Source organism: Shewanella sp. POL2 (assembly GCF_000282755.1).
Taxonomy (GTDB): Bacteria; Pseudomonadota; Gammaproteobacteria; order Enterobacterales; family Shewanellaceae; genus Shewanella; species Shewanella xiamenensis.
Genome location: NZ_AKZL01000078.1, coordinates 1 through 21329, shown reverse-complemented (window position 1 = coordinate 21329; position 21329 = coordinate 1). Strand labels below are relative to the sequence as shown.

Genomic DNA, 21329 nt, shown 5'->3' with positions numbered 1-21329 from the left:
AGTCGGCGCCAATAGCTAACTCTGGCGGTAAATCGACAATCTTAAGGCTCGGCACTTCTTTTTGTGCCAGCACCGCATTGGTGCAATAGGTTAAGAACACATCCGCCTGCTTATTTTCCATCACCCAAGCATAGGGATTCCGATCCTTGGGCGGTTTAGCACTCTCAGGCCCACCCGTTAGCTGCATGGCTTTGGTTTCTAATGTAGTTTTTGCATTAGCTTTTAAGGCCTCGGCTTTCGCAAAGACTGCCCAAGCGTAGTCGCCAGCGGGATCGGCTTTTGGCGTCGAAGTCCCAAGTTTAGTTTGCGGTGCGAGCAGGGTGTCTAATAAATTCGCGCTAGTGAGTGGCACATCCGCTTGAGCAATGGCGCAGAGCTGGTTACGGGCAAACATTTGCACCTGTTGACCCACTCCCACATCGACTAAGGCCTGCGGGTGTTTCATATTCGCCGAGGCAAAAATATCAACTCGCTCCCCCTCTTGGATCCGCTTAAGCAATAAACCCGAAGGCGCATACTGCGCTGCCACATTAGCTTGGGATTTCGCTTGGTAAGCCGCAATAATATCGTTCATCGCCGCCTTTAAACTGCCAGCGGCTCTTAGTTCAATAGGGGCTGTCGCCTCAGTGTTCATTGGCGCACCTTGTACCATCCCTGCCATCAATGTCACCCCTAAACTGATTGCTAACACTAAGCCCTGTTTTGCCATAATTGCTCTCCTTTGGCTCTGCAAAATAGTTATCCTAATTTAACTAACTACATACAAAACGGGAAAATACCAGCAGGATCAAGTGGAATGCTCGCCTGATAAGCCCAAATAGAGATGATTGCGGACAAGATCACTGAAGATAGATAACGGAAGGACAATTTGTCCCTTACGATAAAATAAAAAGTCGCCCGCAGGCGACTTTAACCTTGATGAATGATTATTGACCCGTTGGGGTCAACACTATCTCCACACGACGGTTTTGCGCGCGTCCCTCGGCACTCGCATTGGATGCGATTGGACTCGATTCACCCATTCCCTTAGACTTTACGCGAGCGGAAGCCACGCCTTTACTCATCAAGTAGTTCCCTACTTCGCTGGCTCGTACCTGCGATAAACGTAAATTGTATGAATCTGAGCCGCTGCTGTCGGTATAACCCAACACGTTAAGTTGGGTCTTACTATACTCCTTCGCCACCAGCGCAACAGAGTTCAGTACCCGCTTAGCACCCTCACTCAGCTCGGTTTGATCCACACCAAAAGTCACTTCATTTGGCATATTAAGAATAATATTGTCACCACTGCGAGTTACGCTAACTCCCGTGGAAGCGAGTTGTTGGCGTAATTTGGTTTCTTGTACGTCCATGTAGTAGCCAATACCGCCACCTAGGGCGGCGCCAGAGGCTGCACCAATTAAAGCTCCTTTACCGCGGTCACTCTTACTTGACGAGGCTACACCAACGGCAGCTCCAGCAACGGCACCAATTAGCGCCCCCGTAGTCGCTTTTGCCGTTTGTTGTTCGTTGGTATAGGGGTTGACAGTCGAACAGCCTGACGCAATCAAGGCGCTAGCCATAACCACAATAGCAAGCTTAGATGCTGGCAATGATTTAATCAGAGAAGGCTTCATCATTATGACCTCATAACATGATTGATGAGATTTGCCTTTGAAAGGCAAAGGGCGTGGTAAATCGCCAAAAACACCATGAAAAAATCGCAGTATATAAGCATTCTCTTTCGAGACAATCTTTAATCGTTTCTTTGCTCAGTTTATGAGTAATTTAATCGCAAAAAACACCAAACCAAAACATCTTTGGCTTATTCATGCAACATTTAGAGTAAAAGCACTGAAATAGTGCAAGCTGCACCGTTTCTGACATAACTTCTAAAACTAACCGTTTGAAACATAAACCCAATAAATTGATTTTAAACATTAATTTATATATTAAAAAATTGGCACGGATTTTACATACTAATAAATAGGTAGAAGAGTAGAGACCCCAAGCGTAACTCACTCGATACCTAATTAAGCTGTTTGACATCAATGGACGTTAATCTAAGTGCCCGTTGTGAGGCATGTTAATCGAAGCACAATCCCTAAGTGGATTGAGGAGGAAGAGATGAAACATCTGATGAAACTTATTAGTCATTGTCACCACGAATGGTTGTCCCTGCGCCATATAGGACATAGTCAGTGGGATATAGAGCAGCGCCAATAGTCATGAAGGAATACCCCCAAAGAACCCGTTAAAGCGTATACAGATAGCATAAAGTGAAAAGGGATAGGCCATGGGAATCGTCAATCATAATCTTAAACCTGACGTTATTTTTGAAGTAAAAGTCAAAGGCAGATTACTCTCTGATGTCGCACGACAGTATGGTCTTTCGGCTAAAGCGGTTTACCAGTGGGTAAGGGAAAGTGAGCAACAGCCGCAGCAACGTGAATGCGCCTTAATAAATGAAATTGCCCAGCTGCAGAAACGTATTAAGCAGCTAAACAGTGAATTACGCACGATATAGGTTGAGGTAACCTCGCCCAGTGCCCTTATAGACAAGGCCGGACCCCATTGCATATTGCCCTGTAGGTCTAACGCGATATGAAAGTTGTGCTAAAAACAATAATAACAGCGCCCTTTTACGTCCGGCCTTGTCATCCAATTAATTGGATTAGCAATAAATAACAGTTTAGACAGAGTCGGATGGGTATCTATTATCGCTCCCCAACGACCTAAGATATAAATCGTACAAAATAACAATAATAACTGTGCTGTTTACTGTCCGACTCTGTCAACTTAACACTCAAAGTGTTGCAAGAGAAAAAGAGGCAGGTTTTGACAAGGCTTTAGAGGGAGCTATCTCCCCCAAAGATCAAATATGTGAATTGTGCTCCCCCAAGTCATGAACATATTACCCTCTCGGGTCTTGTCCTTTTATTCACGGATCAATGACGATCCAGCGCTAGACTAGGATAGCGCGCCACGGATGGCTGTGTTATTGGGAAGGTTTCGGCAAGGCTCGAGGGAGTTGTCTCCCCCAAAGATTAATATGTCGATAGTGCTCTGTGGCCCATCAACATATTTCTCCCTTTGGTCTTGTCCTTTTATTGAGTGGTTCAATGGAAAGGAAGGGGCATAACGCCTGTGCCAAGGATGGCAATGCCACAGGCTTTAACACTCGCACTAGGCAATTAATTCCAATAAAAAAGACGCTCATAAGGCGTCTATTTTATTGAAGAATATTCTACTAATAATCTTCATTGGCTTCTTGAAGTCGCTGCTTGCGCTCCTGAGCCTCTTCATAGGCAGCTTGAATTTCATCCAAGACAGAACTGACGTCGGCATCGACTAATACTTCAGTAAAATGACCTGTTAACTGCGTATCAGGCTTTAACTGACCCGCCTCAAATAAGGCCCACATTTCTTTCGCGTATTGAGTCTTGAGCAATTCAGGTGCGTACTGGCCATAATATTGCGTCATGTTATTGACATCCCGCTCCAACATCCATTTAGCATGATTATTCGCTGCCGCATCTACCGCTTGGGGTAAATCAATAATGACAGGGCCTTGATCATCGACTAGGACATTAAATTCGGACAAGTCACCATGTACTAAGCCTGCGCAAAGCATACGCTTGACATAAGTCATCACTAAAGCGTGGTCATGTATAGCTTTCTCAGCGCTAAGGCTGACATCATTAAGGCGAGGCGCAACATGACCTTCACTATCGGTGACTAATTCCATGAGTAACACACCATCGTAGCAACCGTAAGGGGTTGGTACTCGCACTCCGGCATCGGCCAAGCGAAACAATGCATCTACCTCAGCGTTTTGCCAGACTTCTTCCATTTGCTCACGGCCAAATTTAGAGCCTTTTTCCATTGCGCGAGCGCGACGGCTATTTCGGACTTTACGCCCCTCTTGGTAAACCACCGCCTGCTTAAAACTACGTTTGTCCGCTTCCTTGTAAACTTTAGCGCAGCGAATATCTTCACCACAGCGCACAACGTACACAGTAGCTTCTTTACCGCTCATTAACTGGCTGATGACTTCATCAACCAGTCCTTCATCAACCAGAGGTTGGATTCGTTTAGGAGTTTTCATACCGACCTTATACCTTAGTTAGGCCTAAGATGGAATGTGCCGGGCAAATCTTCATATATAAAGCAGCCTTCTACCAATAATGAATAACAAAATGAGGGTAAGCATACCCGACTTCAGTAAAAACTAAAGCACCTAGCGTAGGAACACAAGAGCAAAAAATGGTGGATTTAAAGCCAATACATTTGCAGAGAACGACACATTATCTCCTTGATTGCCCCAAACAAATACTTGCTCGCTTCATCAGCAACATGTTAAATCCCACAACCATTAAACACACAACGAGATCACTCTGCCGTAAGTGACGGCGGCTTTAAGCCGTTACCCAAGCATTAACTACCTTCAGAATAATCTTAAAATGGTTTTCCACGTTTGTTATGGGGTATCAATGCCTATTTTGAGCAAAAATGAGGGGATATCGCCAAAGTGTTACCCCAAGCTATTGAAAGTATTAAATTATCACAAACTCAACCCGTTAGCACTATCCACCGAGTATGTTGTGATAAAGTAGGGTAACCAAGCCAGCTTGGTGCTGCTAAATAACCGCACAAAGGGCGAAATATAGCGCTAGATCTCCCCAGTACTAAGCTTTATGCTGATGCCACTTTTGCAACTCTTTTGATAATAAAATGCGATACCTAAACTTTGCACTCGCTCTGACAGCCCTCTCCCTCACTCAATGCACGAGTCTTTCACTCGAAGAATGCCGTGATAATGACTGGTACGCCACTGGCTTAGCCGATGGTAACCGCGGTGCTGCTGCGAGTAGGCTCAACCAATATCAACAGGACTGCCGTGAATTTAATCTCAAGGTTGATGCGACGCAATGGCAGCAAGGATATCAACAAGGATTAATGAGTTATTGTTTGCCAGAAAATGGTTACCGTATTGGTTTGGCGGGAGAATATTACTACGGCGTCTGTAATAACAATCAATTTGTTGAACGCTACAATCAAGGACATGAACAATATCTGATTAATAAACGTTTAGCAGAAATCGCCGATCGCTTAAATGCTATCGACAGCGAGATTAGCAGTATCAATAACAAACTAAACAATCTCACCGACAAAGCCGAATTACTAAGGCAAAAAAATATTTTATTGAATGAGAAGAACCATCTTCTGGACGAAAGTTTACGTCTGCGCCATGGAGATATTCGTTTTCAATTTAGGTTCTAATTGAAAAGTTAACCCATATAATCACTTAGAGATGCCTTTTTCGAAAACTTTAGTATCGATAAGGCTGACTTTGTTCGCGACGTTACTGTTTTTAACCTTAGGAACACGTAGGAAAAAACTATAATAAAGCAGGCTTGCTGAGGTCCACGCAATCGCCAAACTCCATAAGTCATGACTTAAAAAATGAGCACCGCGCAGTTCTTGGGCAAAACCAAAAATAGCCCCTAATCCAATCCCAAAGAGTAAGCCAAACTTTGCGTAACGTGGATAGTACTCCTTGAGCACATAATAACTCGCGACCCAAGCAAAACCGCTACTAGAATGCCCTCCAGGAAAGCACTGACCAAACTCAGCCCCTTCTGGTAAGCGTGCAAATAGAGAGCTATGCATCATACGCCCACCAAATTCAATGACATCCCAAGGGCAAGTCATATGAGTGAAACTCTTACCTAATCGAACCAACAACACGCTAGCAAGAACACTACAGAATAAATAGATAAAACCTTTACGATAAACACGCAACGTCTCAAGTCGAAAGCTTAGGCAAATGCAAGCAACAACCGCTATGGCGAACAAAATCACCAGATTACGTCCTGTCACATGCAAGATACTTTCGGTAAGCCAATGCCCTCGTAAAGGCCATGAACTGACACCTCCCTGCCAATTGAATAATAGGCTGGCAAAGCGCATATCAGCATGAGTCCATTCAAGCCCCAAAATAATTACCGTAAATACGAGCCATGGAACAAACAAATATCCCTTTGCAAACTGAAGAAGTGTCGTCCTAACATTGCTTTTAATATTCTGATGCACTTATTTATCCAATCACCAAAATCATAGCTTCGAGGATAAGGAGAAATTCTTATCAAAAGCTTAAGACATTTTACCGAAAAAATAACAAAAACCTTACAACTCCACAGGTTGAACGCTGATTAAAAACAGCTAAGGGATAAAATGATTATAGTGAATCAATAACCATGTGCTTAATCGATGAGCCTCCCATGCCCTAAAACTTCGTACTCCAACTGTCTCAAAAAGTCGGTTATTTACAGATACAACAATCGATAGGAGTAAATCAGGGCGTCACCAACATTGCTGGAAAACTGGCAACAAACCTAAGGACAACGAATAGTTAGGTCACGGACTTTACTGCGGGATAGTGATAGAAAAACCGTTAGAGCAAGCTTCATTCAACGTCCAACAGGGCCGTTAAAGATAACGAAATGAGATTAACAATCTGAGCCCCCATAAGAAATAATGGCTGAGCAAAATCGCTAATAAAAAGCCCCCGCAACCTCGATTGCGGGGGCTTTACTATGAGAGGTTAGCTCATATTCAACAATAATTACTTGTAAGTCGCTTCGCGTTTTTTCGCTTCGGCATCCCACTTAGGTAACATGTCTTTTTTGAATGCTTCTTTCTCTGCATTCAGTTTTTCCATGTCCATACCCAGTACCGCCTGAGCTTTCGCTTTAGTCGAAATATCAGGGATAGCGACAGGATCTGTTAAACCTTTTTTCGCTAACAACTGTGCTAACTTAACACGAGCATCGGCGGCTTTATTAACAGATGTACCCAACACTCGTAGTGCTTCTTCAGGAGCGTGAGCCGCAACACCGTGCGAAGCAATGGCTAAATCCCAGCGCCATTGAGCGTGGCGGATGTCAGTCAAAATTGGCTTCATTTCAGCTTCAGTAGCACCTAATTCCCATGCTTTAGCAGCTTCGAAGTGCGCCTTCACTAATTGCTCTTCCGCTTTAAGTTTCATTTCTTTAACTTTAGCTTTGCGCTCATTAGTAACGCCAACTAAGAATTCTTTCGTTTGGCTATGGCAAGTTGCACAGGTTTCTTCGAAACGATCGAACGGGTTACCGACTTTATGGTCAGTGAACTTCTTACCTTCAGGGCTAGTCACTTTAGGCATATGGCAGTCAACACAACTGACATTATTTTTACCATGAATACCCATCTTCCAAGTTTCGTACTCAGGGTGCTGTGCTTTTAACATTGGCGTCTTAGATAACGCGTGAGTCCAATCTGAGAACTCGATACCATCGTAATAAACTTCCATCTGGTCAACAGTGATGCCCATATCCCAAGGGAATTTTACGAAGTTCTTTCTGTCTTCTTTCTTCTCGAAATAGTATTCAACGTGACATTGACCGCAAACCATTGATTGCTTGTCTTTCTTGGATGCTTTGTCAAATGGAGTGCCAATAGCCTCCATAGCACGGTCAACATAAGGACGAGAAATACGTAATTTTGGAGAGCCTTTTTCATGGCAATCGCCACAGCCAATAGTATTGGTCACTTCCGGGCCACCTTTAGCCCACTTGCCTTTGAAGTAACCGTCTTCACCTTGTTCTTCGATCAGGCGAGGTACGTCAGGGCTCTTACAGCTCCAACAAGCCATTGGCATTGGGCCGTCTTCCGCGTTGGCAGGGGCGCCAGTACGCAGAGTATTACGCACATCAGTCACGGCATACATATGGCCGCGAGGCGCGTTGTAATCTTTAGCAAAACTATAACCAGCCCACAGAATAACCATATTAGGATCCTGTGCTAATGCATCAACAAGCTCTTCACTCTTTGCAGTGTCATGCCAGCTATTATATTGATTTTTAAATTTATCTTTATAAACTTCGTTGCGAGGCTCGGTCTTATCGCTTGCCATCGCACCCGCCGCCATGAAGCTGGCGGCAACCAATGCACTCAGTGCAAAGGACTTACCAGTCATCTTCTTCATCATCTCATCTCCGTGTTGCATTATTTTAGTGAATCACGACATCTCCAAGGCCAAAGTTAGTGGCTTAACCCCACCAAAGACATACCTCTTAGGGGGTATCTAGAACGAAGTTTGCGCTAGATCAAAATGTAATAGTGTTGTTGTTCACACTTTTATGTTTTCGTTAGTGTAGTACATTATTTTCTAATGTAAAACACGACTAAAGTGCCATTAAATCAATGGCCCATATATTAGGTAATGGACATATGAAACGAGGCAGCCTTACCTCTAAAATTTTGGGTTTAATGTTAGTACTGATTTTGCTTTCTAGCAGCTTGGCCATCTTCGCAATCATCAATTTGTCTTACAGCCTAGGGGATGCAAAAGCCATCAACGCCTCTGGTTCACTGCGGATGCAAAGCTACCGGCTGATGTTCTACGCCAACTCAGGCAGTGAAGCTGCCCAAGAAAAAATCACTGAATTTGAAAATACGCTGCATTCTGAGGCACTACAACCCTCCACAGGCTGGCTCAGTCAGAAAAGAATAGCCGAGCAATATCAACTTGTTATCGATAAGTGGCTAGTGATGAAATATTACATCGAGCAGGAAAACTCCCGCGACTACGCCGCCTCACTCAAGGACTTTGTCGATACTATTGATTTATTGGTATTGGAGATGGAGCATCATGCCGCTTTTAAGTTGAGCCTTCTCGCGGCGAGCCAAATTTTTGGGCTTGGGCTGATGCTGGTTATCGCCTTTTTAGCGGTACGCTTTACTAAACGCAAAGTCGTTGTACCCTTGCAACAATTGATGGAGTCCGCCAATACGATTTCTAAGGGTAACTTTGAAATCGAAATGCCCGAAACCGAATATATTGAACTCACGGCTCTGACCGATGCACTGCAAAAAACCGCGCGAGAGCTAGCCACACTCTACGGTAACTTAGAGTCACAAGTGGCCGAAAAAACCTTAGCACTGACACGGGCGAATAATGAACTGGCCTTTTTATACGACACTCTGTTAACACTTAATGCCAATAAGCTGGACTATAAGGCCCTCAAAGCAGCATTAAATCAGCTAAAAGATTATGAGTCGATCGAGTATTTGAGGCTGATTATCCAATACCCTGAGCAGGAGCTCGAAGTCGTAGAAGCCGATGGTGGCTGGCCAGAAGGCGCTCACAACAACATCCGCTTTCCGCTACAATTTGAGCAGGCTGATTTAGGTTATTTGGAGCTAATCTCAACCCAGGATATTAATACTCCGTTGTTTAAAAACTTTGCCATTATGCTTACTCGCTCCATCGTTATTCATAACGCTACCGAACAAAGACAACAGTTAGCCTTAATGGAAGAACGTGGTGTTATCGCAAGGGAATTACATGATTCACTCGGGCAAGTGCTTTCTTTCCTAAAAATCCAAATTAGCTTGCTGCGCAAAAATTTAGATCTTAGCTGCCGCAGTCCTACCATTGAGGGACAACTCACAGAGATCAACGAAGGGGTTAGTACAGCCTATGTACAACTCCGAGAGTTACTATCCACCTTCAGATTAACCATTAAGGAACCCAATCTGAAGAATGCGATGGAAGCAATGCTTGAGCAGCTCAGAGCAAAAACCGATATCAAGATCCACCTCGATTATAAGCTTTCCCCCCAATGGCTAGAGGCGAAACAACATATCCATATTTTGCAGATCACCCGAGAAGCAACGCTCAACGCTATCAAACATGCCCGCGCTAGCCATATCAATATTCGCTGTTATAAAGATGAGCATGGTATGGTTAATATCAGTGTAAGTGATGATGGTGTAGGCATTGGCCATATTAAAGAACGGGATCAGCACTTCGGCATAGGCATCATGCATGAACGTGCCAGCAAATTAGGCGGCACGGTTGTATTTAGCAGCAATGATCCGCAAACTAGTCGCAAAGGAATTACTGGACAGCTCGAGCCAGAAAATCCAGACTCGCCCCTTGAACCCCATAGCACATCCAATTTATCACAGGGCACCAAAGTCACTTTAATCTTCCCTTCTCAACAGGAGCCTACACATGGGTAAACCTTATTCTGTTCTGGTGGTCGACGATCACCCTCTCTTACGTAAAGGTATCTGCCAATTGATCGCCTCAGATCCAGACTTTAACCTCTTCGGTGAAGTAGGTAGTGGTTTAGATGCTTTAAGCGCCGTAGTAACTGATGAACCTGACATCGTCTTGCTCGATCTCAATATGAAGGGAATGACTGGCCTCGATACCCTCAATGCCATGCGCCAAGAAGGCGTGACTTCACGAATCGTGATCTTAACAGTTTCAGATGCAAAACAAGATGTTATTCGCCTATTACGTGCGGGAGCTGACGGTTACTTACTCAAAGATACCGAGCCAGATTTGCTGCTCGATAAACTCAAAAATGCCATGTCAGGCCACAGAGTGATCAGCGAAGAAGTTGAAGAATATCTCTATGAACTCAAAAATGCCGCCGATGAACAAGAATGGATTTCAAGCCTCACCCCAAGGGAGCTACAGATCCTGCAACAACTGGCGGAAGGATTAAGTAATCGTATGATTTCAGAGCATTTACACATCAGTGAAGGCACTGTGAAAGTGCATGTCAAAAACCTGTTGCGTAAAGCTAATGCCAAGTCGAGAACCGAAATGGCGGTAAGATATTTGAACAATTGATATTGGATAAGTGATAGACTTACTCCATTAAATAATAAAGGCAATCAATAGATTGCCTTTATTATTTGTTGATATTCACAGCGAGCGGTTATAGCCCTTTTTGCACAAATTCATACCAACTAAGTAGCGCTTCTTCTAAATCTTCTAGCCCACAGTAAGCCTCAGATTCAGCATCATAGAGGGACATCGCCTCTTCGAGTTCATAATCCTGCTCAAATCCTAAAGCATTAGCGTAAATTCGTGCCTGCTCCTCATCCAGATCTAAGGTAATATCTTTGCCGATAAAACGCCAAGAAACTCGCTTACCTGTTTGAATTTCTTTGATAATATCGAGCACTTGCTGAATTTTGGCTAACTCAGGCCCCAACTCTTCTGAAAACCATTGGCCCAGTACCTCATGGTCCATGCTAAAGCTGGCTAAATACGTGCCAGTCAAACTGTTACGCCGAAATTCATATTCCATTTTATCTTCTCAATACATTACAACTAAGGCTAATTTTAATCTATTTCATCATAAGTTGCTTGGCCAGCAATTTACTCATCTAGCGCTGAGGTTATTGTGAGAGGAAACGACGCTAGGCTTCATTTCCACTGTAAAATCAGTTAGCTTTACCCGATGATTTAGCATGAGATGGAATGTGACATGCACGAAGGATTTATCTATAGCATAGTGCTTAGCGGCGCACGAGCTGGCTCAACCTTAAGCCCAGAACAACTTGAAAATTGGGACCCTAAGGACGGGTTGATTTGGGTACACCTACGTTATCGCCACAAAAAGGCTCGCCATTGGGTGTTAAACAGCGGTCTTAATAAAGTCGAAACCGATGCCCTGCTCGCCCAAGATACTCGCCCTCGAGCCGTATTGGCAGGGGAAGGCGTATTACTGGCACTGCGCGGTATTAACTTAAATCCAAACTCAGCACCTGAAGATATGGTCGCCGTGCGAATTTACGCCGATAGACAGCGCATTATCTCCACCTGTGATCGCGAGCTGCAATCGGTTAAAGATGTGGCTGAACTGATCATGGAAGGCACAGGCCCCACCACCACAGGAGATTTTCTCCTCGCCATTTGTGAAAAACTGACTACACGTAAAGTCGATTTTATCGATACGCTAGAGGAGCAACTTTCAGAATTAGAAGAACAAGTTGTTTCTGGCAATGTTAAAGATTTACGTACTGATATTGCCGAACTACGCCGACAAACCGTAGCCTTGCGCCGCTATTTAGGCCCACAGAAAGAAGCCTTCACTAAGATGCTGTCCGATCAATTTGTGCTGTTTAATGAGCCCGAAAAACTTAAGATGCGCGAAACCACGGATAAGCTTATTCGCACAATTGAAGACTTAGATGCACTGCGCGACCGAGCCAATGTGACCCAGGAAGAGTTACTCAGCCAGCAATCGGAGCAGCTAAACAAGCGCTTGTATTTCTTATCCTTAGTCTCGGCAATTTTCTTACCGCTGGGCTTTTTAACCGGTTTGCTTGGGGTCAATATCGGCGGTATTCCCGGTGCGGATAACGCATGGGCTTTTGCGACCTTCTGCGGCATTTTAATATCGCTGGTTGCCCTGCAAATGGCGCTCTTCTATCGCTTTAAGTGGTTGTAGACTTTAATAAAAAACGCCAATATCGAGATTGGCGTTTTGTTTTGCTGATTGCCGTTAATATGGCAATTCAAACAGATTGGTCATGACTTTATAGAGCTCTGTGCCTTGATGCACCGACGCCGAAGCAAAATGGAGTATAGGCACACAATCCTGGGGCAAACTGAGTGCCGTCAGCTCCTGCTCACTGCCATATAAGTCGAGTCGCAGCAGATTGACTAAGGTCTCACCCGCCGCAAGCGGCTCTCCCACGGGCGCCACATATTCCACCAAGCCCGCCATAGGCGCATGGTACTTTTTGTAATCCTTAAGATAACAGCCAAAACGCGGCATCTTAACGGGTTCCACTTGCTCGGCAATCACCCCTCGATGGCTTAAATAGGCCAAAATGCCTTTAGCATCGACTAAAGCATCCTCAAGGCAAATGCGTTCTTGGCTCGCCAGTTCCAAGGTAAAAGCTGAAACGGCGATACTGAGATCCCGCCCCTGAGCTTTTGCCACTTCACTCAATTGCCACCAAGGACAAAATGCCGCCTCATCCATTGCGCCACCAAAACTATTGGGGATCACCAGTGTGTAAGGAATCGTGAAAAACTGCGCCGCTGCAACATCATATTCAGGGCAATACAAATGTTTACAGGATTTAGGCCCTGTATGCAGATCGAGCACTATATCCGCCGCATGGGCCATAGCCTGTAAGCTAACCGCCAATCTGTGGCCCGTGGTCACGCCCCAATCGTTACGTAACCGCTGCTGGCAAGCTTCAATCAAGGTGCTGCGATATGCTTGAATAAGTTCGCTATCGCTAAGCTCGGCATGCTCGCTGTACCAAGCGGGTAAATCTATCGCGTGATTTAAGTACTCACGATTCCAGTTTACGCCAGTGATAGGGTCAAAACGCCCCAATGTAAACTCACCGCTTTTTTGATTAATCCCCAGCGGATTAGCCAAGGGCACTAAGGTAATCTCACCTAAGATGTGGCAATTTTCCAACTGCTTCATCAATTGATAAATCACCGCATTGCCTTGCACCTCAGCACCATGGACATTAGCCTGAATATACACTTTAGGGCCAGATACATGACCACTTGGCTTAAAGTGATAAATCGGCAGCGTCAGAGCCTGCCCTGCGGCAAGCTCCCCAATTTGCAGAGACGATGTTGTCGGCAACATACTAAACGCCTTCAAACAAGTTTTCGTGCAACGCTTTAACCACTTGTGCCGCTTCGGATTCGGCTACTAACACACACAAGTTATGCGGGCTGGCACCTTGGCAGATCATCCGCACATTATGGGGTTCGAGCACTTCAAACACGCGGCGACAAATACCCGCAGTCGTAGCGATGCGATTACCGATAATCGCCACCAATGCTAAACCATCCTCCACGCGCACGCGGCAATGTTGCGATAATTCTTGCAGTAACGCTTCACTTAATAAACCTTGTCCGCTTGAATCGGAGCCGGTTTTATCTAGAGTGAGCGATACGTTAACTTCGGAGGTGGTGATCAAATCCACACTGATCTTGTGTCTTGCCAATGTGGCAAAGGTTTCAGCCAAGAAGCCCTGTGCATGCAGCATTTGTAGGCTGTGCAGATTGAGTAGCGTCTGGTCGCGGCGCAGCGCCACCGCGCGGAACACGGGTGCATCTTCAACCTGATGGCGGATCCAAGTGCCACCCTTTTCAGGCTCCTTGCTTGAACCGACAAACACTTGAATTTGTTGGCGCACGGCCGGAAGAATCGTCGCAGGATGTAATACTTTAGCACCAAAGGTCGCCATTTCGGCGGCTTCGTTAAAGCTGATTTCGGCAATCGGATGGGCATTTGGCGCGAGGCGCGGATCGGTCGTATAAATCCCGGCCACATCGGTCCAAATCTCAACCGCTGAGGCTTTTAACGCTTCGGCTAACAGTGCCGCAGAATAGTCGCTACCGCCACGGCCGAGAGTTGTGGTTTGCCCCGCTTCATCTGAGCCAATAAAACCTTGAGTCACAATCACTTGCTCAGATAACAGCGGCAGTAAATGCTCACTCGATAGCAAAGCAATTTGCTCAACCTGTGGCTCGGCGCGGCCAAAATGGCTGTCGGTGCGCAACACACGGCGCACATCGAAGGCACTTGAGTTGGCGCCTTTTTCGCGCAATACCGCCGCAAATAATGCCGACGAACACTGCTCGCCAAGGGACAATAACTCATCCATGGTGGCCTTACTGCGCTGGGACGCCAGCGCTTCGCTTAATACCGCCATACGGCTTAACAGCTTATCTAATGCGGCAGCAACATCGTTAGGGCGACCGAGTTTATCTAAGATAGCGTATTGAATCTGCGCAATTTGCTTTAATCGTTGTAAGCGACCATCGTCGTTTATTGACTCTTGGGTCAGTTCAACCAACAGGTTCGTCACGCCACTGGAGGCGCTAACCACCACTAAACGGCAATCGGGATTGCCCAGTACGATATCGGCGCAGCGATTCATTGCACCGTAATCGGCGACTGAAGTACCACCAAATTTTGCGACAACAAGAGACATTAGCGCACCTCCGCAGAAGCAGAAGACACGGCACAAACTAGGATAAGATATTGATTAACTAACATGATTACGCTCCGAACTAACTTCGTTCGAAGAGCCTGGTGCTCAATGATACGCACCCCAATAGAAGGGAAACAGCAATCGTCACCAGAAGCTCTCCACCAATTACAGGTGACAATCGTTAGGATTCAGCCTAAGCGACCGACATAAACATGCAGCAACCATATCTATGCCTCGGCGTTAATCTCCCTCATCAATCATCGCTGGAGTTTGTGCTCCTCTGACTGACTACCTAGTTAACGCTCCTCTTCTGTTCCTTTCCGCCGGAAAGGGACGAAAAAAGTAGCAATAAACCCCTAATGAAGTCAATGCTAATTTCACACACTATATACAAATTCAATAAACGCATTTAAAAACAATGGGAATTTAAAACGTTTGCGACTTATGCCAAACGAGAATAGGGAAAAATCAATCAGATCTAGCAAAGAAGAAAAACAAACTAGCCTTGCCGTGAGATCAGCAAAGCTTAGCCAGAGGAGCGATTAAAAGCGTCAATCGCGGTTAGGTGACCAAGTCCGGTAGCTCATAAACCAAACGCACATAGTCGTTAAATCGACCTAAACACACCTCTGTTTGCCCGGCTAAAGTACAAGGCACTAAACTCACCTCGCCCTGTTCCACCATGTAGATAGCGTATTGATTAAACTTTTTTCCCAACTGCAAGGCCATGCTGCGATCAATAAACACGGCCCAGCTCTTCTCCATATGGGATAAATCTGGCGATGCCCCAATCAGTGCACGATAGGGACTGCCTAATAATTCAATTTCACGTAGAAGTTGGCGGTCGAGTAATCGGTTTTGGCTGGGAGTGAGGAGGGTTGAAGCGGGATTATGGGCGGTAATTACAGCAAAGGAAAAATCACAGGATAATGCTTGAGTAAGCAAAAACAACGGCGTTTGATAATGCTGCCACAAATCTTGAGTCATGTTGTCCATTGGTAGTCTAGTCGAAAAATGAACCCGCGCTAGTTTAACAGAGAGCCTAAAAAATCCAAAGAGGCGTGAACTGGCTCACAAGAATTAAAAATACATTAGTTATACTAATCAATGACTAAAGTAAATATCATGGTAAATCAGCGTCTCAGCCTGAAATTTGTTAACATTTCATTTGTTAACAAATGCCTAAAACGAGTACAATGTCGTCATTGGCCAGTTAAGCAGATAACATTAAGTTTGCTTAATCTTGACAAGGGTTTGTTAGATTCCTCTGCGAAATCACCTTATGCTGGCCAGACATCTTTTAAAATGTGTTCTACATTTGATTTATCATTTAAACATTTTAAAAAAACAATAGTTAAGGAACTATTTTTAACTATTGCTTATCGAAGTTGATACTGGTTACGTTTTATCGTATTACACTTTAAACGTTCACTTATATACATCCTGACGTGTAGCCGTGAAGATCTTCCCTTTGAAGCACAGAGCAGTAAGTGGAAGTATCAACATTTTATGAATATAAGAATCCGATGTAAGTGATTCTTATGGTTAGAATATTGGTTAAAATTTAGGTACTTAATATGCAAAATCCGCACATTCTGATCGTTGAAGATGAAGCCGTTACCCGTAACACGCTAAGAAGTATTTTCGAGGCAGAAGGGTATGTGGTAACTGAGGCCAATGATGGCGCAGAAATGCATAAGGCTATGCAGGAAAACAAAATTAACCTCGTGGTTATGGACATTAACCTACCAGGTAAAAACGGTCTGTTGTTGGCACGTGAATTACGTGAAATCAACAACATCGGTCTGATCTTCTTAACAGGCCGTGACAACGAAGTCGACAAAATCCTTGGACTTGAAATTGGCGCGGACGATTATATTACCAAGCCGTTCAACCCTCGTGAATTGACGATTCGTGCTCGCAACCTTCTGACTCGTGTTAATAGCGCAGGCAATGAAGTCGAAGAAAAGAGCTCTGTAGAATACTATCGTTTTAACGATTGGAGCCTAGAGATCAACAGCCGTTCTCTCGTCAGCCCACAGGGTGAATCTTACAAACTGCCACGTAGCGAATTCCGCGCTATGCTGCACTTTGTTGAAAACCCAGGTAAAATCTTAACTCGTGCCGATCTACTGATGAAGATGACTGGCCGTGAGTTAAAGCCGCACGACCGTACTGTTGACGTGACTATCCGTCGTATTCGTAAGCACTTCGAAAGCTTGCCAGATACGCCAGAAATCATCGCTACCATTCACGGTGAAGGCTACCGTTTCTGCGGTAACTTAGAAGACTAATCTTCAACTTACCGTTTGAACGCCATAAAAAACCAGATCCTAGGATCTGGTTTTTTTATCTCTGCAAAAAAGGTTTTAGCTAAAGCAAACTGGAAATCCAAATTACAACTCAGTGAACTGGAATATTAAGCGCCAGATAAGTATTGAGTGTGTTGTGATTAAACTAAGCAGCGTACTGTTAAATAAATAGGCTTAACTCAGAATCATACAAAATAAAAAAGAGTGAGGACGTTACCCCACTCTTTTAAAAAACGCCACTATGACATAAATACCAGTCTGATATTAATGCCAACCTAATGCTGAGTTATTTGCCGCTTTTAAGCTGTCTATCGAGGAAATCCGCCAGCGAGCGGTATAAGTGATTACGCACTTTCTCACCGCGCATCGAATGCTTAGACCCCGGATAATCAATCATCTGGAATAATTTACCTTCGTCCTGCAACGCCTTATACACGCGAGTACTGTTTTCAAACAACACGTTATCATCCGCCATACCGTGGTACATCAATAGCCCCGACTGGTAGTTTTTCACATAGGGGAACACGCTACTGGCTTCGTAACCCTGCTCGTTATTCGCGGGGTGAGCAAGATAACGCTCAGTATAGTGAGTGTCGTACAAGCGCCAATCGGTGACGGGCGCGCCCGAAATCGCCGCCTTAAAGTAATCCGGCGCCTTAAACAGGCTCATCAAGGCCATATAACCGCCGTAGCTGTGGCCATAAATCGCCACATTATCGCTATCAACAAAGGGCAAGCTGCGCAGATAATCGACGCCAACCTTTTGGTCGTTCACTTCCGCTTCGCCCAAGTGACGGTAAATCACTTGCTCAAACTGAGTGCCTCTGTGGGCACTGCCACGGTTATCCAGTTGAAATACCACATAACCTTGCTGCACTAAGTATTGGGTAAAGTAATCCTGCTCACTCCAGCTATTGGTCACCAATTGCGCATGTGGGCCGCCATAAACGCGTACCACCACAGGGTATTTTTTGTTCGCATCGAAGGGCACAGGTTTAAAGATACGCGTTTGTAAGACTTGTCCGTCTTCCGCTTTTAGCTCTTTAAACTCAGGCAGTTGCCACAGGCCTGCATAGTCATACAGAGGATGGCCGGCTTTGACTTGGTTTTGCTCCACCCACGCCAGATGTTGGCCCTTATCACCGTGTAAACTGATCTGTGGTGGCTGAGATAAACTATTGAAATAATCCAGATACACGCTTTGATTATCGGCAAATACCGGATCGTGCATCCCCGCCTCGCGGCTCACACGCTCAACCTTGCCGCCCGCTAACGGCACTCGATAGAGATGCTTTTCGATGGGGGTATCTTTACGGCCGGTGAAATACACCCAGCCTGCGGTTTCATCGATATATTCCAGCTCATCGACAGCCCAATTGCCCTCAGTCAGTTGCGTCTTCAGCTTACCTTTTAGGTCAAACAAATACAGATGATTAAAGCCGTCACGCTCCGAGGACCAGATAAACGCCGATTGTTGCTTTAAGAAGTGCAGGTCGTTGTTAAGATTCACCCAAGCATCGCTGCGCTCTTTGACTAAGGTTTTCGGCTTGGTCAGCGCATCAAGAGCCACCAGTTGCAGATCCAACTTTTGTTGATCGCGGCTCTGCCATTGAAAGGATAAATGCTTGCTATCGGGCAACCAATCGACGCGAGGCAGATAAATATCCTTGTTTTTATCATCGCTTAAGGTGACCCAATTGATGGCTTTATTATTAAGGGTCACAACGCCCAGTTGGATCTCGACATTGTTTTTACCCGCCGCGGGATAACGCTGCTCGGTAAGCTTAATGCCATCGGCGTAGATTTCATTGCGGGTGACTAACTCAACGCCCGACTCATCGATACGGGTAAAGGCGATGGCCGACTCATCGGGCGCCCACCAGTAACCCGTCATGCGGTCCATTTCTTCTTGGGCGACAAATTCCGCCATGGCATTTTTAATCGCGCCGCCACCGTCTGTAGTCATGGCCTCAAGCTTTTTCGTTGCAAGATTAAGCACATACAGATTTTGATCCCGCACGAAGGATACAAAATTCCCCTTGGGCGATAGGCGCGCATCGGTGGCAAAGCCCTCGCCTATCGGCAGTTGGCTAACGCTGTTATCCGCTAAGGAGAAGTAATACAGATTACCCGAGGCAGGGATCAACAGCGCCTTGCTATCGTCCGCCCAGAAATATTCCATAATGCCGTCGCCATAAATACGTTGGCGCTCGCGGCGGGCCTTTTCTTCATCGGACAGTTCATTGCTCGCCAACTTATCGGCATTCAGCAACAGGCTAGATTCGCCCGTCTTCACATCCATTTGCCAGAGATCGTAAAAGTTCTGGTTGTCTTTACGTCCAGCCAGATAAGTCACCCTTTGGCCATCGGGGGATAATTTTAATCCACGGGGACTCGTACCCGCCAAGGCAGGAGACGCATTCATGCGCTCGATAGTCAGCGGCGTTGTGCCGCCCTCAAGTGCATAGGCGGGGGTAAATATCGCGCTAGAAACCATGGCCAGTTGACTCGCAATCAATAAGGATGAAGCGCCCAACTTCACGGCGCGCAGGGAGGAAGCTAACCCATTTTTAGTCATTATTATTCCTTGGAAGCATATTCGCCTTTAGGTGGCGATTAAAAAACTGCCGCCATTGTGCCAGAGGCCAAGCCTAAATAAAAAGCGCAGGCAATATACAGATACAAATTAGCAGGCAAACTCCTTAAATTAGCTCAATTTTCAAGATAACCAACATCGCCTTGCTGCAACAGATAACGGTAACAACCTAAATTGCGTAAAACCCACAGCAACATCGCTGAAATTGTCGACTAACTGAGTTATTATTCGCGGCAAATAATGAAATTGACCTCAATGTTGAACCCCTAAAGGACCTAACATGCAGACTCTTGCCCAGCACTTAACCTCAAAGGCAGTGAACGAATCCCTCGCGCAACTGATTTTGACCTTAGCCGACACCTCCAAAGCCATCAGCCATGCCGTGCGTCACGGTGCCTTAGCCGGTGTGTTAGGCGCGACCGAACAGGAAAACGTGCAAGGTGAAACCCAGAAAAAACTGGATATCATCACCAACGATATGCTCAAAGATGCATTAAAAGCCGACGGTACAGTGCGCGGCTTAGCCTCTGAGGAAGAAGATCATGTGGTTGAAGTCAGCGCCAATGGTCAATATCTGGTGTGTTTCGACCCTTTAGATGGTTCATCGAATATTGATATCAACTCGCTGGTCGGCACCATTTTCTCCGTATTGCCAGCAACAAAAGGGCCCGCACCACAGGGTGAGTTAACCGAGGCGAGCTTCCTACAATCTGGCCGCAATCAGTTAGCCGCAGGTTATGTGCTCTACGGCCCATCAACCATGCTCGCCCTCACCACAGGCCAAGGCGTGCAACTCTTTACCCTGCACCCAGAAACCAACGAATTTTTACTGACCAACGCGGCCATGAGCATCAGCCCAGACACCCAAGAGTTCGCCATTAACATGTCGAACCAACGTTTTTGGGAAGCGCCAATGCAGACCTATATCGCCGATTTACTGCTAGGCAAAATTGGCCCGCGCGAAAAATCCTTCAATATGCGCTGGATTGCTGCCATGGTCGGTGACGTGCACCGCGTACTTTCTCGCGGCGGTATCTTTACTTACCCAACCGACAATAAAGATCCGAAAAAGCCATACAAGCTGCGTTTAATGTACGAAGCCAACCCTATGGCCCTCTTAGTCGAGCAAGCTGGCGGTAAAGCCTCTACCGGTTATGAAACCATTTTGGATATTCAACCAACGCAAATTCACCAACGCGTAGCGGTTATCCTTGGTAGCGCCAATGAAGTGGATGCTTGCCTAAGCTACCATGGTTTGGATTACAGCGAAGAACCTGATTTAGACTAAGCCGAATCGCTTAAGCTTTGATTTTTTTATGATAAAAGCCACTAACCACAGTGGCTTTTTTATTGTCGCCTAATGCGACATTTGAGTTTTATGCGGCTTTACCGCCGGAGTAATTGCGGCCTTACGGCCGAGGTGGATCAAAGTCGTGGGTCTTCAACCCACACCCGACCAAGAGGGGATCAACAGCAATTCCCTCTTGGATCTCCCTTGCCGCCCCTAGCGAAGTTACATGCATTAACGCTTTATTTATAAATCAGGCCTTGGTCTTATGGATAAATTGCTATCGCTTCCGATGGTACATCCTGTACCCCGAAAGCTAGCCGGT

General features: G+C 45.6%; 17 protein-coding genes and 1 riboswitch. Of the genes, 7 read left to right on the top strand and 10 right to left on the bottom strand.

Annotated features, from left to right (window positions below; translation table 11 throughout):
• Positions 1-709 (bottom strand): molybdate ABC transporter substrate-binding protein (locus SHEWPOL2_RS17385; RefSeq protein WP_037430139.1); only part of this gene is annotated, 709 nt, incomplete at its 3' end.
• Positions 710-926: 217 nt separating this feature from the next.
• Complete coding sequence (locus tag SHEWPOL2_RS17380; protein ID WP_037430137.1) at positions 927-1619, bottom strand: OmpA family protein; 693 nt, start codon at positions 1617-1619, stop codon at positions 927-929.
• A gap of 656 nt (positions 1620-2275) precedes the next feature.
• Here SHEWPOL2_RS17380 and SHEWPOL2_RS17375 point away from each other — a divergent pair.
• Positions 2276-2506, top strand: coding sequence for a transposase (locus tag SHEWPOL2_RS17375; protein ID WP_037421997.1), 231 nt, complete (start codon positions 2276-2278; stop codon positions 2504-2506).
• Between the two features lie 723 nt (positions 2507-3229).
• Here SHEWPOL2_RS17375 and SHEWPOL2_RS17370 read toward each other — a convergent pair.
• Positions 3230-4087, bottom strand: a complete 858-nt coding sequence (locus SHEWPOL2_RS17370; protein ID WP_037421993.1) for a PA4780 family RIO1-like protein kinase — start codon at positions 4085-4087, stop codon at positions 3230-3232.
• A gap of 626 nt (positions 4088-4713) precedes the next feature.
• On the opposite strand from SHEWPOL2_RS17370, the gene SHEWPOL2_RS17365 reads away from it, so the two are divergent.
• On the top strand, positions 4714-5262 hold the full coding sequence (locus SHEWPOL2_RS17365) for a DUF2799 domain-containing protein (protein WP_037430136.1): 549 nt from the start codon (positions 4714-4716) through the stop codon (positions 5260-5262).
• A gap of 21 nt (positions 5263-5283) precedes the next feature.
• Here SHEWPOL2_RS17365 and SHEWPOL2_RS17360 read toward each other — a convergent pair whose 3' ends face one another.
• Both SHEWPOL2_RS17360 and nrfA read right to left on the bottom strand, forming a co-directional pair.
• Complete coding sequence (locus tag SHEWPOL2_RS17360) at positions 5284-6063, bottom strand: phosphatase PAP2 family protein (RefSeq protein WP_037430141.1); 780 nt, start codon at positions 6061-6063, stop codon at positions 5284-5286.
• A gap of 544 nt (positions 6064-6607) precedes the next feature.
• Positions 6608-8011, bottom strand: a complete 1404-nt coding sequence (gene nrfA / locus SHEWPOL2_RS17355) for an ammonia-forming nitrite reductase cytochrome c552 subunit (RefSeq protein ID WP_037430135.1) — start codon at positions 8009-8011, stop codon at positions 6608-6610.
• Positions 8012-8253: 242 nt separating this feature from the next.
• On the opposite strand from nrfA, the gene narQ reads away from it, so the two are divergent.
• On the top strand, positions 8254-10050 hold the full coding sequence (narQ, locus tag SHEWPOL2_RS17350; RefSeq protein WP_037430125.1) for a nitrate/nitrite two-component system sensor histidine kinase NarQ: 1797 nt from the start codon (positions 8254-8256) through the stop codon (positions 10048-10050).
• Entirely contained in the window at positions 10043-10672 is a 630-nt protein-coding gene (locus SHEWPOL2_RS17345; protein ID WP_037421976.1) for a response regulator, read from the top strand. The genes narQ and SHEWPOL2_RS17345 overlap by 8 nt, the downstream gene beginning before the upstream one ends.
• 88 nt (positions 10673-10760) lie before the next feature.
• Here SHEWPOL2_RS17345 and SHEWPOL2_RS17340 read toward each other — a convergent pair whose 3' ends face one another.
• Complete coding sequence (locus SHEWPOL2_RS17340; RefSeq protein WP_037421973.1) at positions 10761-11135, bottom strand: YacL family protein; 375 nt, start codon at positions 11133-11135, stop codon at positions 10761-10763.
• A 180-nt stretch (positions 11136-11315) separates the two neighbouring features.
• Here SHEWPOL2_RS17340 and SHEWPOL2_RS17335 point away from each other — a divergent pair, with 180 nt between their 5' ends.
• Entirely contained in the window at positions 11316-12281 is a 966-nt protein-coding gene (locus SHEWPOL2_RS17335; RefSeq protein WP_037421970.1) for a zinc transporter ZntB, read from the top strand.
• A 54-nt stretch (positions 12282-12335) separates the two neighbouring features.
• On the opposite strand, the gene SHEWPOL2_RS17330 is transcribed toward SHEWPOL2_RS17335, so the two are convergent.
• The 3 genes from SHEWPOL2_RS17330 to SHEWPOL2_RS17320 all read right to left on the bottom strand — a co-directional run bounded on the left by SHEWPOL2_RS17330 (position 12336) and on the right by SHEWPOL2_RS17320 (position 15804).
• Positions 12336-13451, bottom strand: a complete 1116-nt coding sequence (locus SHEWPOL2_RS17330; RefSeq protein WP_037430124.1) for a succinylglutamate desuccinylase/aspartoacylase family protein — start codon at positions 13449-13451, stop codon at positions 12336-12338.
• Between the two features lies 1 nt (position 13452).
• Positions 13453-14808 (bottom strand): lysine-sensitive aspartokinase 3, encoded by a 1356-nt coding sequence (gene lysC / locus SHEWPOL2_RS17325; RefSeq protein WP_037421964.1) that lies wholly within the window; start codon positions 14806-14808, stop codon positions 13453-13455.
• Between the two features lie 143 nt (positions 14809-14951).
• Positions 14952-15126: riboswitch (Lysine riboswitch) on the bottom strand.
• A gap of 243 nt (positions 15127-15369) precedes the next feature.
• A complete protein-coding gene (locus SHEWPOL2_RS17320; protein ID WP_037430123.1) occupies positions 15370-15804 on the bottom strand; it encodes a DUF3293 domain-containing protein in 435 nt (144 codons plus the stop codon).
• A gap of 581 nt (positions 15805-16385) precedes the next feature.
• Between SHEWPOL2_RS17320 and arcA the strand changes: the two genes are divergently transcribed.
• Entirely contained in the window at positions 16386-17102 is a 717-nt protein-coding gene (gene arcA, locus SHEWPOL2_RS17315; protein WP_007644695.1) for a two-component system response regulator ArcA, read from the top strand.
• Between the two features lie 304 nt (positions 17103-17406).
• On the opposite strand, the gene SHEWPOL2_RS17310 is transcribed toward arcA, so the two are convergent.
• Positions 17407-19698, bottom strand: coding sequence for a S9 family peptidase (locus SHEWPOL2_RS17310; RefSeq protein WP_037430122.1), 2292 nt, complete (start codon positions 19696-19698; stop codon positions 17407-17409).
• A gap of 298 nt (positions 19699-19996) precedes the next feature.
• On the opposite strand from SHEWPOL2_RS17310, the gene SHEWPOL2_RS17305 reads away from it, so the two are divergent.
• Entirely contained in the window at positions 19997-21004 is a 1008-nt protein-coding gene (locus tag SHEWPOL2_RS17305; RefSeq protein WP_037430120.1) for a class 1 fructose-bisphosphatase, read from the top strand.
• Positions 21005-21329: the final 325 nt, after the last annotated feature.

Coding starts and splice junctions, on each gene's coding strand:
- SHEWPOL2_RS17380 (WP_037430137.1), bottom strand. CDS start 1,619: ATGATGAAGCCTTCTCTGATTAAATCATTGCCAGCATCTAAGCTTGCT.
- SHEWPOL2_RS17375 (WP_037421997.1), top strand. CDS start 2,276: ATGGGAATCGTCAATCATAATCTTAAACCTGACGTTATTTTTGAAGTA.
- SHEWPOL2_RS17370 (WP_037421993.1), bottom strand. CDS start 4,087: ATGAAAACTCCTAAACGAATCCAACCTCTGGTTGATGAAGGACTGGTT.
- SHEWPOL2_RS17365 (WP_037430136.1), top strand. CDS start 4,714: ATGCGATACCTAAACTTTGCACTCGCTCTGACAGCCCTCTCCCTCACT.
- nrfA (WP_037430135.1), bottom strand. CDS start 8,011: ATGATGAAGAAGATGACTGGTAAGTCCTTTGCACTGAGTGCATTGGTT.
- narQ (WP_037430125.1), top strand. CDS start 8,254: ATGAAACGAGGCAGCCTTACCTCTAAAATTTTGGGTTTAATGTTAGTA.
- SHEWPOL2_RS17345 (WP_037421976.1), top strand. CDS start 10,043: ATGGGTAAACCTTATTCTGTTCTGGTGGTCGACGATCACCCTCTCTTA.
- SHEWPOL2_RS17340 (WP_037421973.1), bottom strand. CDS start 11,135: ATGGAATATGAATTTCGGCGTAACAGTTTGACTGGCACGTATTTAGCC.
- SHEWPOL2_RS17335 (WP_037421970.1), top strand. CDS start 11,316: ATGCACGAAGGATTTATCTATAGCATAGTGCTTAGCGGCGCACGAGCT.
- SHEWPOL2_RS17330 (WP_037430124.1), bottom strand. CDS start 13,451: ATGTTGCCGACAACATCGTCTCTGCAAATTGGGGAGCTTGCCGCAGGG.
- lysC (WP_037421964.1), bottom strand. CDS start 14,808: ATGTCTCTTGTTGTCGCAAAATTTGGTGGTACTTCAGTCGCCGATTAC.
- SHEWPOL2_RS17320 (WP_037430123.1), bottom strand. CDS start 15,804: ATGGACAACATGACTCAAGATTTGTGGCAGCATTATCAAACGCCGTTG.
- arcA (WP_007644695.1), top strand. CDS start 16,386: ATGCAAAATCCGCACATTCTGATCGTTGAAGATGAAGCCGTTACCCGT.
- SHEWPOL2_RS17310 (WP_037430122.1), bottom strand. CDS start 19,698: ATGACTAAAAATGGGTTAGCTTCCTCCCTGCGCGCCGTGAAGTTGGGC.
- SHEWPOL2_RS17305 (WP_037430120.1), top strand. CDS start 19,997: ATGCAGACTCTTGCCCAGCACTTAACCTCAAAGGCAGTGAACGAATCC.